The sequence below is a fragment of the Caulobacter sp. UNC358MFTsu5.1 genome (assembly GCF_000712075.1).
Classification (GTDB): domain Bacteria; phylum Pseudomonadota; class Alphaproteobacteria; order Caulobacterales; family Caulobacteraceae; genus Caulobacter.
Genome location: NZ_JONW01000005.1, coordinates 413,263 through 425,999, shown reverse-complemented (window position 1 = coordinate 425,999; position 12,737 = coordinate 413,263). Strand labels below are relative to the sequence as shown.

The 12,737-nt window shown below is 70.5% G+C and carries 8 protein-coding genes; 4 read left to right on the top strand and 4 right to left on the bottom strand.

The window, feature by feature from the left end:
* Window positions 1-32: 32 nt before the first annotated feature.
* Window positions 33-2,837, top strand: a complete 2,805-nt coding sequence (locus BR39_RS0104080) for a TonB-dependent receptor (protein WP_029907991.1) — start codon at window positions 33-35, stop codon at window positions 2,835-2,837.
* Between the two features lie 73 nt (window positions 2,838-2,910).
* Complete coding sequence (locus tag BR39_RS0104075) at window positions 2,911-4,374, top strand: CehA/McbA family metallohydrolase (protein ID WP_029907989.1); 1,464 nt, start codon at window positions 2,911-2,913, stop codon at window positions 4,372-4,374.
* Between the two features lie 146 nt (window positions 4,375-4,520).
* Here the strand turns inward: BR39_RS0104075 and BR39_RS0104070 are convergent, their stop codons facing one another.
* The 3 genes from BR39_RS0104070 to BR39_RS0104060 all read right to left on the bottom strand — a co-directional run bounded on the left by BR39_RS0104070 (window position 4,521) and on the right by BR39_RS0104060 (window position 8,490).
* On the bottom strand, window positions 4,521-6,284 hold the full coding sequence (locus BR39_RS0104070) for a chloride channel protein (protein ID WP_029907988.1): 1,764 nt from the start codon (window positions 6,282-6,284) through the stop codon (window positions 4,521-4,523).
* 195 nt (window positions 6,285-6,479) lie between these two features.
* Window positions 6,480-6,992 carry a methylated-DNA--[protein]-cysteine S-methyltransferase gene (locus BR39_RS0104065; RefSeq protein WP_029907986.1) on the bottom strand — a complete coding sequence of 171 codons (513 nt, stop codon included), beginning with the start codon at window positions 6,990-6,992 and terminating at the stop codon, window positions 6,480-6,482.
* Window positions 6,982-8,490, bottom strand: coding sequence for an AlkA N-terminal domain-containing protein (locus tag BR39_RS0104060; protein ID WP_029907985.1), 1,509 nt, complete (start codon window positions 8,488-8,490; stop codon window positions 6,982-6,984). The genes BR39_RS0104065 and BR39_RS0104060 overlap by 11 nt, the downstream gene beginning before the upstream one ends.
* Before the next feature lie 326 nt (window positions 8,491-8,816).
* On the opposite strand from BR39_RS0104060, the gene BR39_RS0104055 reads away from it, so the two are divergent.
* Window positions 8,817-9,854 carry a hypothetical protein gene (locus BR39_RS0104055; protein ID WP_029907984.1) on the top strand — a complete coding sequence of 346 codons (1,038 nt, stop codon included), beginning with the start codon at window positions 8,817-8,819 and terminating at the stop codon, window positions 9,852-9,854.
* Between the two features lie 338 nt (window positions 9,855-10,192).
* Window positions 10,193-11,224, top strand: coding sequence for a hypothetical protein (locus tag BR39_RS0104050; RefSeq protein WP_156035576.1), 1,032 nt, complete (start codon window positions 10,193-10,195; stop codon window positions 11,222-11,224).
* Window positions 11,225-11,326: 102 nt separating this feature from the next.
* On the opposite strand, the gene BR39_RS0104045 is transcribed toward BR39_RS0104050, so the two are convergent.
* Window positions 11,327-12,634 (bottom strand): acyl-CoA dehydrogenase family protein, encoded by a 1,308-nt coding sequence (locus BR39_RS0104045; protein WP_029907982.1) that lies wholly within the window; start codon window positions 12,632-12,634, stop codon window positions 11,327-11,329.
* Window positions 12,635-12,737: the final 103 nt, after the last annotated feature.

The window sequence follows — 12,737 nt, the reverse complement described above, 5'->3', positions numbered from 1 at the left end:
CACGGCGATCAACGACAACAGGGGGCTCTCCTATGATCAAGACCTTGGGTCTGCGCCTGGGCGCATGCGCGTTGCTGGCCACCACGGCGCTGGTTTCCGTCGTCCCGGTGAAGGCCGTGGCCCAAGCGGCCGCGCGGGTGACCTTCGACATCCCGGCCGGCGACACCGCCACCGCCCTGAACGCCTTCTCGCGCCAGGCCGGCGTGCAGCTGATGTTCCCCTACGACGTCGCCGCCCGCCACCGCACCGCCGGGCTGAAGGGCGCCTACGGCCGCGAGGAGGCCCTGCGCCGGCTGATCGACGGCGGCGAGCTGGAGATCGCCTCGGCCAACGCCCAGGTCATCACCCTGCGCGAAAAGGGTTCGGCCCCTTTGGCCGCCGGCTCGGCGGCCGCTGACACCGTCGCCGAGATCATCGTCACCTCGCGCGCCGGCTCGGACGCCCGCACCCGGCTGGAGACCAGCTACGCCGTCACCACCATGAACGAGGAGGCGCTGCGGATGCGCGCCCCGATGGGCGTGGCCGACGCGCTGAAGGCCGTGCCCGGCTTCTGGGTCGAGGCCTCGGGCGGCGAGGCCAGCGCCAACATCCGCGCCCGCGGCATCCCGCAGGAAGGCTATTCGGCCATCGCCCTGCAGGAGGACGGCGCGCCGATCCAGCACGACGGCGGCCTGGGCTATCTGAACGCCGACCAGTCGTTCCGCCTGGACGAGACCATCGACCGCATCGAGGTGGTGCGCGGCGGCCCCTCGTCGATCTTCGCCTCCTACGCCCCCGGCGGCACGGTCAACTTCATCACCCGCAAGGGCGGCGACACGCCGGAAGGCATCGCCAAGGTCCAGATCAGCGACTACGGCACCAAGCGCGTCGACCTGTTCTACGGCGGCCCGCTGGCGGCCGGCTGGCACGCTTCGATCGGCGGCTTCTGGCGCGAGGAAGACGGCATCCGCGACCCGGGCTTCGACGCCAACAAGGGCTATCAGTGGCGGATCGAGGCCGGGCGCGACTTCGAGCGCGGCAGCATCGAGTTCAACCTGAAACACCTGGACGACAACGTCATCCTGTTCGCGGGCGTGCCGCTGAAGTTCAACGCCGCCGGCGAGCCCAGCGCCGCCCCCGGCTTCGACCCGCTGACCGGCACCCTGGCCGGGCCGGAGACCGCCCACCTGACCCTGCGCGGCCCGACCGGCCCGTTCAACTGGGACCTGACGCGCGGCACCGAGGTCGAGCTGACCCAGGCCACGGCGGTGTTCAAGTACGAGCCGTTCGACGGCTGGCATTTCCAGGACACGCTGCGCTACCGCACCTCGGAGTCCAAGCGCATCGGCCTGTTCCCCAACACCCCGGTGCTGGGCAGCGCCCGCATCGCCCAGTACCGCGCCGCCCTGCTGGCCGCCACGCCCGGCGCCACCGATGTGCAGCTGCGCTACACGACCAGCGGCGAGGTGTTCAACACCGCCGGCGCCGGCCAGAACGGCAACGGCCTCGTGCTGGACGGTTCGCTCCGCTACGTCTCGGTGCCGCTGGACGAACTGATCAACGACGCCCGCTTCCTGCACAAGTTCGAGTTCGGCGAGCAGAGCCATGACGTGGCGTTCGGCGTCTACACCGCCCACGTCGAGGAGGCCTTCAACCGCTACTCGGCCAACGCCCTGCTGGACGTGCGGAGCAATGCCCGCCGCCTGGACCTGGTGGCCGTCGACGCCACGGGCAAGGTGCTGTCCAGCCTGACCGAGAACGGCATCAGCCGCTACGGCGCCGAGTTCGCCAACGGCGACGGCAAGTCCAACACCGTGGCCCTCTACCTGACCGACGAGTGGAGCATCACGCCCAAGCTGCGCGTCGACGCCGGCGTGCGCTGGGAGAAGATCGAGTTCGAGGGCCGCAGCGAGCGCTCGACCACAATCAATCTCGGCCAGTCCCCCACCCCGGCCGACGACACGGTGCTGGCCGGCACGGGCGTCTATGACCGCCTGGACCGCAAGTTCGACCACGCCGGCTGGACCCTGGGCGTCGACTACAAGTTCACCGGCGATATGGGCATGTTCGCCCGCTACACCTCGGCCTTCCGCCTGCCGTCTCTGGGCGACTACATCACCAACGCCACCAACTCGACGGGCATGGTCCAGACGATGGACCTGTCGGAGCTGGGCTTCAAATGGGTGACTCCGAAGATCGAGCTCTACGCCACGGCCTTCCAGACCACCTACGACAACCTCGGCTTCGGCAGCCTGGTGTTCAATCCGACCACCGGCGCCTACGTCAACCAGACCAGCATGACCGACACCAAGACGCTGGGCCTGGAGCTGGAAGGCACGGTGCGCCCGGTCTCGTGGTTCGACCTGAACGTCAGCGCCACGATCCAGAACCCCGAGTTCGGCGACTACAAGTTCGAGGAAAGCTGCACCGTCGCGGCCTCGGACCCGACCTGCCAGGTCAAGCCGCCGGCCACGACGGCCAGCCGCACCCGCGACTTCACCGGCAACCAGCTGATCCGCGTGCCCAAGACTTCGTTCCGGGTGACGCCGGGCCTGAACCTGCTGGACAGCAAGCTGCGCCTGCAGGCCACCGTCGAGCGCTACGGCGATCGTTATTCCGACGCCGCCAACACCTCGAAGCTGCCGGCCTACACCCTGCTGGGCGCCACGGTCCGCTACAACATCACCGACGCCCTGACGGTCTACGCTTACGGCAACAACCTCACCAACGAACTGGGCCTGACCGAGGGCAATCCCCGCGCCGGCCAGATCATCAGCGGCGAGGCCGGGGCCCTGTACGGCATCGGCCGTCCGGAGTTCGGCCGCTCGTTCCGCGCGGCGCTGATGTACCGGTTCTAGTCCTTCTTCCCCGCATTCCCCGCGACTGGGCGGCCGGTTTCGACCGGTCGCCCGCCTTTTTAGGGAGCCGAACATGGTCCGTTGGCTGGCGCTGATCTTCCTCTTCCTGGCCTCGCCCGCCTGGGCCGCCGACGCGGGCAAGCCCGACCTGGTCCTGACCGGCCAGGTGCTGGGCGCCGACCACCAGACCTACAAGCCGGTGACCTTCGACGTACCGGAAGGCGTCATCCGCCTGACCGTCGAGGTCGACTACGCCCGCGATCAGAAGACCGTCGTCGACCTGGGCCTGCTGGATCCTGTGCGGTTCCGCGGCTGGAGCGGCGGCAACAAGAAGCGCTTCACGGTCTCGGCCGAGGACGCCACCCCCAGCTACCTGCCCGGTCCGCTGCCGGCCGGCCGCTGGACCCTGCTGCTGGGCGTGCCCAACGCCCGGCCGAACTCCAGCGCCGCCTACGAGGCCAGGATCACCTTCGAGCGCCGACCCGGCGTGACCAACTTCGCGCCCGGGCCGCTGAAGGCCGCGCCCGGCTGGTATCGCGGTGACCTGCACATGCACACCGCCCACAGCGACGGCTCCTGCCTGGCGCAGTCGGGCGTCCGGGCCCCGTGCCCGGTCTACCGCACCGTCGAGGCCGCCAAGGCCCGGGGCCTGGATTTCATCGCCATCACCGACCACAACACCACCAGCCACTACGAGGCCATGGCCGAGCTGCAGCCGGCCTTTGACCAGCTGCTGCTGATCCCTGGCCGCGAGGTCACCACCTTCCAGGGCCACGCCAACGTCTTCGGCCCGACGGCCTTCATCGACTTCCGGCTGGGCGACCCCAGCGTGCCGACGATCAAGGCCCTGCAGGACGCGGTGGCGGCGGCCGGCGGGGTGTTCTCGATCAACCACCCGAGCTCGCCCTCGGGCGAGCAGTGCATGGGCTGCGGCTGGACCGTTCCGGACACGGACTATGACCAGGTGCAGTCGATCGAGGTCGCCAACGGCGGCTCCCAGCGCGCCCAGGGCGGCGTCGAAGGTCCGCTGTTCGGGGTTCCGTTCTGGGAGGCCCAGCTGAACGCCGGCCACCGCATCACCGCCGTCGGCGGCAGCGACAACCACGACGCCGGCCTGACGCCCGACACGCCCGGGTCCGTGGGCCGGCCGACCACGGTGGTCCATGCTGAAGAGCTGTCGACGGCAGGGATTCTGGCGGGCGTGCGCGCGGGCCGGGTGTTCATCGATCTCGACGGGACCCGGGACCGGATACTGGACTTCTCGGCCAGGTCCAAGGCGGGCGCGGCCGCGATGGGCGGCGTGCTGACCGCGCGCAAGGGCGAGGCGGTGGCGTTCACGGTGTCCGTGACCGGCGGCGAGATGGCGGGCGTCGAGGTGATCCGCGACGGGGCCAAGCTGCCGGTGGCGGTGGGGGCGAACGGGGCCTTCACCGTGAAGATGGGCGACAAGGCGTCGTGGGTGCGGCTGAACCTGCGGGATGCGCAGGGGCGGCTGCTGCTGATCGGGAATCCGATTTATTTGATCCCTCTTCCATAGGGAGAGGGAGGGGCCCGCCGCGTAGCGGCGGGAGGGTGAGGGGGTAGGAACGGTTGACGGCGGGCCGGCACGCCGGTCGAGGGTGTAACCCCTCATCCTCCCACGACTTCGGCGCGGGCCCCTCCTTCTCCCTCTGGGAGAAGGTTTTAGGAGACTTCCCCCGTCAGCTCCCGCCGCGCCTTGTCCAGTTCCTCGGCGTACCGCCGCGTCGCATAGGCTTCCGACAGGATCCCGATCACCTCGCGATTGCCGTCGATCACCGCCAGTTCGTCGGCCTGGGTGTGGTCGAAGGCGCGCATGACTTCCTTGATCGACTGGTCGGCCGTCAGGGCGGTGTCGCCGTACTGGGCGAGGGACGCGACGGCCTCCTCGCTCTCGTCGGGATGGGCGTAGGCCAGGGCGGTGCGGACGATGCCGGCGTAGCGGCCCGTGGCGTCCAGGGCCACCACCCGCTTGGTCGAGCCCAGCGGATAGCGGCGGCGGAACTCGGCCAGGGTGGCCTCGGCGGGGATGGTCTTGGCGTCCTTGCGCATCATCCGGCCGGCGGTCAGGGGGCGCATCCAGCTGACGTCGTGGGCGCTGCGGATGGTCTCGCCGCGCAGGTGCAGCCGCCAGGTCGAGAACGAGTAGCCGAACGTCTCGCGCACGATGGCGCTGGCGATCAGCGAGGCCACCAGGGCCGCGGCGGCCACGGTGAAGTCGCCGGTCGCCTCCAGCACCAGGAACGACATGGTGAAGGGGCCGCCGACCACGGCCACCCCGAACGCGCCCAGGCCAACCAGGGCCGCCACCGTCGGATCCAGCGACGGCAGCCAGGGCACGAAGACGGTCAGGGCCGCGAAGATCTGGCCCACCAGCACGCCCAGGAACAGCGAGGCGAAGAACAGGCCGCCCCGGAAGCCGAAGCTCAGCGACACCACGCTGGCCAGGGCCTTCATGAAGAGCAGGATCACCAGCATCTTCAGCCCCAGGTCGGCGGTCAGGTTGACGTGCACCGCCCCGTGGCCGGCCGACAGGGTCTGGGGGGTGATCATCGCCATGGCCGCCAGGGCCAGGCCCCCGACCATCGGGCGGAAGGTCTTGGGCAGCTTGGTCTTGCCGACCAGGCCCTCGGCCGAGGCCACCAGCCGCATCAGGGCGATGCCGGCGAAGGCGCAGACCACGCCCAGCAGGGCGTAGAGGCCGTAGTCGAACCACGACTGCACGGCCGGGGTCGAGGTCTTCAGCAGATAGGGCAGGCCGCCCATGCGCCCGGCCACCAGCACCGCGGCCAGGGCGGCGGCGGCCACGGGCGCCAGGTTGGCGACGGTGTAGGCGCCGATGACGATCTCGAACGCGTAGAAGGCCCCCGTCAGCGGCGCGCCGAAGGCGGCGGCGATGGCCGCGCCCGCGCCCGCGCCGACCAGGGTGCGCATGTCGGCCCGCCGCAGGTTCAGCCGTTGGCCGACGAACGAGGCGATGGCGGCGCCGGCCTGGGCGTAGGCGGCCTCCAGCCCGACCGAGGCCCCGACCCCGTTCGACAGCAGGGTCTGGCCGCAGATGAAGGTGCTGTCGCGGACCGACAGGTGGCCGCCGTGCAGGGCGTTGGCCTCGACCGGGTCGACGGCGGGCTTGGGGCGGTATTTCAGCCAGGCCCAGGTGGCCGCGCCCAGCGCCAGGCCGCCGATCGGGATGGCCCACAGTCGCCACGGGGCGATCACGCTCTGGGCGCTGAGCCGCTCGTCCATGTCGATGGCGAACAGCATCACCTGCAGGCCGTGGGCCAGCTTGGCCTGCAGCACGGCCAGGGCCCCGGCGCCCGCCCCGATCAGGATGGCCACCGCGATCAGCCACAGCTCGCTGGACCGGATCCGCCGCCGCAGCCAGCTGAGCCAGCGGACGGAGGTGGTGGTCGGGAGGGACAGCTGCATGGGGCCTGGGGGTTCCGCGGGACCTGGCCATCTTAGGGGATGTGAGAGGCGGGGGAACCTTTGAAATCCGCTCATCCCGGCGAATGCCGGGACCCAGATGGAATGGCTTTGGAGCCGACGCCAAAAGCGCTGAGTTCTTCCAGTCAGCCACACGGCCATGGGATCTGGGTGCCGGCATTCGCCGGGATGAGCGGATTAGGCGCGGGCGCCTTCATGTTCCAGCAGCCACCGCTTGCGCTCCACCCCGCCGCCGTAGCCGGTCAGGGACCCGCCGGTTCCGATCACCCGGTGGCAGGGCACGACGACGGCGATCGGGTTGGCGCCGTTGGCCGCGCCCACCGCGCGCATCGCCGAGGGGCGGCCCAGCCGCTGGGCCAGGCCGGCATAGGTCGTCGTCTCGCCGGGCGGGATCTCGACCAGCGCGCGCCACATCCGGTGCTGGAAGTCCGTGCCGCCGATCGTCCAGGGAACGGTCCGCAGCGCCTCCAGCTCGCCGGCGAAATAGGCGGCCAGGCCATCGCGCACGGCCGCCGGCGCGGCGCCGGTCTCCACGGTCTGGCCGCGGTGGTGCAGGCGCAGGGCCCTGGCCAGGCGCTCGGGCTGGTCGTGGAATTCCAGCACCCGCAGGCGGCCTTCCGCGTCGGCGACCACGTCGATCTCGCCGATCGGGGTGGACAGCACGCTCAGTGTCAGGACCTCAGGCCGCACGCTTGACCTTCCGGATCGGCGGCGCGCCTTCGTCGGCCAGCGACGCCCACAGGTGCAGGGCCGCATAGGCCCGCCAGGGGCGCCAGGCCTCGGCCTGGGCCAGGAGTTCGTCCGCCGTCGGACGAACGCCGTCGGCGTCCGCCAGGGCGCGCATCAGGGCGACGTCGGCGGCCGGGAAGGCGTCGGGTTCGCGCAGCTGGCGCATGGCGATGTACTGGGCCGTCCATTCGCCGATGCCAGGCAGGGCGCGCAGGCGGGCGACCATCTCGGCCAGGCCGGCGGTCGGCGACAGCAGGTTCGGATCGTCGACGGCGGCGGCGGCCATGCTCGACAGGCAGCGGATGCGCGCGCCGGGCATCTTCAGGCCCGACAGGTCGGCGGCGGCCAAGTGCTGGGGCGTCGGGAAGGCGTGGGTCAGGCCGGGCTCGGCCCAGGGGTCCGAGAGCGCCTCGCCATGCGAGGCCACCAGCTCGCCGGCCAGCTTGCGCGCCTGCACCACGGTGATCTGCTGGCCCAGGATCGCGCGCACGGCCAGCTCGAACCCGTCCCAGGCGCCGGGCACCCGCAGGCCGGGGCGCGCGGCGACCATCCGGGCCAGGCGCGGGTCGCGCGACAGCACCTCGCCGATGCCGACCGGGTCGGCCGACAGGTCGAAAACCCCGCGCACCCGGGCCAGGATGCGGGGCAGGGCCGAGGGCTTGGGGAAGCGCACCGCCACGCTCAGACGGTCGCCGCCGATCGGCGTCACGGCGAGGGTCCCGGCCGCGCCGTCCAGGGCGATGGTCCGGCGGTAGACGTTGTCCCGCACCACCTCGACGCCGGGGATGGCGCGCATGGCCAGGAAGGCCAGCATGCCGTCCCAGTCGTAGGGCGGGCGATAGCGCAGGGTCAGGGAGATGGCTTCGCCGGGCGGAGCGGCCCCATGGGAAGAGGGGAGGACCTTGCGCCGGCGCAGGGCGGCGGGCGGCCGGTCGTACAGCTGCTGGAAGGTCTCGTTGAAGCGGCGCACGCTGCCGAAGCCGGCGGCCAGGGCCACCTCGCCCATCGGCAGGTCGGTCTCGTGGATCAACTGCTTGGCCAGCAGCACCCGCCGGGTCTGGGCTACCCCGACCGGCGTGGCGCCCAGATGCTGCAGGAACAGCCGCCGCAGCTGGCGGCCGCCGACGCCGACGCGCTCGGCCAGGGTCTCGACGTCCCCCTCATCGAGGGCGCCGGCCTCGATCAGGGCCAGGGCGCGGCTGACGGTGTTGGACGCCCCGTTCCAGGCCCCCAGCTGCGGCGAGGTCTCCGGGCGGCAGCGCAGGCAGGCGCGGTAGCCGGCCTCCTGGGCCGAGGCGGCGGTGGCGTGGAAGGTGACGTTCCGGCGCAGCGGCGTGCGGGCCGGGCACACCGGCCGGCAGTAGATGCCCGTCGTCTTCACGGCCACGAACAGCCGGCCGTCGAAGCGGGCGTCGCGGGTCTGGATGGCGCGGTAGCAAACGTCGGGGTCGAGGTCCATGCGCCCGATCATAGCCCCGGAAGGGGCGCCGTCTCGCGGTTTTCGGACGTCGTCATGGCGACGGGCGCGCGCCACCCGTCGTCGTTGCCATGCAGTGTTCCTCGCTTTGAGGTTTCAGTAGTGGAAACTGTCGGCTGCTCGACATTCGTTCATATAATTGTCTATTGGAAGTAATGTTCCTGAATGTGAAACGCGAAGTGCGACAAAATGCGCGTCAAAACTAGTCCAATACTTGTATCTTAACGGTCGATTAAGGGTGAAAATTACGACCTGATCAACCGCGATGATCGCCCAATAGGCCTCAAGTTCGGTCTGGGGCCATCATCATGAAGTATCCTGTTCTCTGGGCGACGAGCGCGCTGATCGCCGTCGTCGCCGTCTCTGGTTTCGCGGTCGCCCGCCAGGAGCGCGGCGAGCCGGGCGTCAGCCTAGCCCACGACGTGGTCGCCGCGGCCAGCGCCTTCGAAACCTACACCCGCGGCGCGGGCTCGATCTCGGCCGCGTTCGAAAGCGGCGGCGGCGTCGCCGACGCCCTGGCCAAGGGCGCGGCCTACCAGCCCCAGCAGCTGGACGCCGGCATGATCGCCTACGGCGCCATCGCGGCTCTGCAGGAGCAGGCCTTCATCGACGGCGTCCGCCAGGCGGCCCGCGAGACCTCGGAGCAGGCGCTGATCGAGCGCCTTGAGGCCAATCCGGAGAGCGTCCTCGAGATCGACGGCGTCGGGGCCGCCGCCGGCCGGGCCCAGGCGGCCCTGCTCAAGCGCGGCGCGCCGCTGGGCGTCACGGGCAAGGCGGTCAAGAAGGCGGCCTACGACATCCAGCGCCAGGACTGGTCCAAGGGCACGATCGTCGACGCCGCCGGCCGCCTGGCCAAGGTCAAGGCGATCTCGGCGGTGTTCTTCATCCCCGGCGACGACGACGCAGGTCGGCTGATCCAGGCCGCGACGGCCCCGCGCGAGGGCGACGCCTTCAACGGCGGCGGCGAGGGCGGGGCGGCCTTCACCCCGGTGACGACGCGCGCCGCGGCCCTGGCGGCCCTGGCGGTGCTGGGCGCGGCCGGTGACGACGACGTCGACGGCCTGGACAAGGTCATGCACGACGAGCGCAGCGGCCAATGCATGAAGATGGCCAAGCTGAACCTCTACCAGTGCCTGGCCGTCGCCGGTCCGCACTACGAGGACGTCTTCTGCCTGGGCCAGCACGCCTTGATCGACACCGCCCAGTGCGTCAACGAGGCGGCGGGCGGCGGGACGCTCCCGACGACGGCGCCCGGTCCGGCGGCCCGTCCGTCCCGCGGCTTCACGATCCCCGTGGCGGGTCAGGCGGTGGCGGCGATGTCGTCGCCGATCCCGGTCGGGAACTGAGGCGAATCCCGACGGGAGCGGCCGGACCGCTCCCGTCGGCGGCCCGGCCCGCCGCGGGCGCGGCGGTGCGCTCCGGGCTTTGAATACTGACGTTTGGAGAAGTGTCGACTTTCCGACATAAGGTAGTTCCCGTAGTGAACTAGGGTGAAGACCTTATTTTTAAGATTAACGCACCGGAGGTGTGCAGTAAAATAGTCCAATACATGAACCATGTCTCTCGCTATGGCGAAAATATTGGGGAATGCTCCAGTTGAGGGACGTTCAGTAGGGCTGAAGTTCGGCCTGGGGCTATCAAGATGAAACACCCTGTCATTTGGGCGACGAGCGCGCTTGTCGCCGTGGTCGCCGTGTCCGGTTTCGCGGTCGCTCGTCAGGAGCGGAGCGAACCCGGCGTCAGCCTGGCCCGCGACGTCGTCGCGGCGGCCAGCGCCTTCGAAACCTACACCCGGGGCGCGGGCGGCATCTCGGCGGCGTTCGCGGACGGCGGCGGCGTCTCCGAGGCCCTGGCCAAGGGCGCGGCCTACCAGCCCGAACAGCTGGACGCCGGGATGATCGCCTACGGGGCCATCGCGGCCCTGCAGGAGCCGGCCTTCATCGACGGCGTGCGGCGGGCCACCCGCGACACCCCGTCCGAGGTGCTGGCCGCCCGCCTGCAGGACGACCCCGAGAGCGTCCTCGACATCGAGGGCGTGGCGGCCGCCGCCAGCCGGGCCCAGGCGGCCCTGCTCAAGCGCGGCGCGCCGCTGGACGCCACCGGCAAGGCGGTGCGCAAGGCGGCCTACGACATCCAGCGCCAGGACTGGTCGAAGGGGGCGATCGTCGACAGCGCCGGCCGTCTGGCCAAGGTCAAGGCGATCTCGGCCGCCTTCTTCAATCCCGACGACCACGACGCCGGCCGGCTGATCCAGGCGGCGACGGCCCCGCGCGAGGGGGGCGAGCGCACCTTCGGCGGCGGGGGCGAGGGCGGCGCGGCCTTCACGCCGGTGACCGTCCGGGCCGCGGCCCTGGCGGCCCTGGCCCTGCTGGGCGCGGCCGACGACGACCATGTCGGCGAGCTGGACAACGTCATGCACGAAGAGACCAGCGGCCAGTGCATGAAGATGGCCAAGCTGAACCTCTACCAATGCCTGGCGGTGGCCGGTCCCCAGTACGAGGACGTCTTCTGCCTGGGGCAGCACGCGCTGAGCGACACCGCCCAGTGCGTCAACGCCGCGGCGGGCGCGCCCCGGGCTCCGGCCACGCCGATCCCGACGGCGGCGCCGCGCCGCATGCCGGGCTTCACGATCCCGGTCGGCGGCCAGGCGGTGGCGTCGGTGGCGGCGGCGGACGACGACCCCGACGGCGGGTGGGGCCCGGCGTCGGCGAAATAGCCGCCGGGGTCCGATAGCGGGAGGGGACGTCCAGAACTGAAGAAGGCCTCCCGGATCGCTCCGGGAGGCCTTCACCGCTTCACCGCGTCGGGGGTGGCGCGGCTAGCGAATGCCGGGCACGTGCAGGGCGGCTTCCTTCTCGGCCTTCTGCTTGAAGACCAGGTCGCCGTACTTGCCGTACTCCATGCGAGCGATGGTGCGCTCGTGCACCTCGTCCGGACCGTCGGCCAGGCGCAGGGTGCGGATGCCGGCATAGGCCTTGGCCAGGCCGAAGTCGGTGGTCACGCCGCCGCCGCCGTGGGCCTGGATGGCGTCGTCGATGATCTTCAGGGCCAGGCGCGGGGCCGCGACCTTGATCATCGCGATCTCCAGACGCGCCGACTTGTTGCCGGCCTTGTCCATCATGTCGGCGGCCTTGAGGCACAGCAGGCGGCACATCTCGATGTTGATGCGGGCCTCGGCGACGCGCTCCTCCCAGACCGAGTGGTCGGAGATGTACTTGCCGAAGGCCTTCCGGCTCATCAGCCGCTTGCACATCTTCTCCAGCGCCACCTCGGCCGTGCCGATGGTGCGCATGCAGTGGTGGATGCGGCCGGGGCCCAGGCGGCCCTGGGCGATCTCGAAGCCGCGGCCCTCGCCCAGCAGCAGGGCGTCCTGGATCGGCACGCGCACGTCCTTGAGGATCACCTCGGCGTGGCCGTGCGGGGCGTCGTCATAGCCGAACACCGGCAGCATGCGGACGATCTCGATGCCGGGGGCGTCCATCGGCACCAGCACCTGGCTCTGCTGCTGGTGGCGGCTGGCGTTGTCGGGATCGGTCTTGCCCATGACGATGGCGACCTTGCAGCGCGGATCGCCCACGCCCGAGCTCCACCACTTGCGGCCGTTGATCACATAGTGGTCGCCGTCGCGCTCGATGCGGGTCTCGATATTGGTGGCGTCCGAACTGGCCACCGCCGGTTCGGTCATCAGGAAGGCGCTGCGGATCTCGCCGTTCATCAGCGGGCGCAGCCAGCGCTCCTTCTGCTCCAGCGTGCCGTAACGCATCAGCACTTCCATGTTGCCGGTGTCCGGCGCCGAGCAGTTGAAGACCTCGGAGGCGAAGCCGATCTTGCCCAGCTGTTCGGCGATCAGGCTGTATTCGAGGTTGGTCAGCTGGACGCCCTCGAACTGGAAGGTGTCGTCGACGTGCGTCTGGCCGCTGTGCGGCGGCATGAAGAAGTTCCACAGGCCGGCGGCCTTGGCCTTGGCCTTCAGCTCCTCGACCACCTGGACGACCTTCCAGCGCTCGGCGCCCAGCACGTTCATCTCGGCCTCGTAGACCGGGACGGCGGGCTTGATGTGCTCTTCCATGAACGCGGTGACGCGGTCCAGGAACTGCCGCTGCGTGGGGGAGATGTCGAAATCCATGGCGCTTCCCGATCCCGTTCTTTTTCTGCGTGTCAAACAAGTGTTTGAACGCAAGCTAGCGCCGGTTGCCGTCCAGGGCAAGCTGGGAAAACCGATAGGGTCG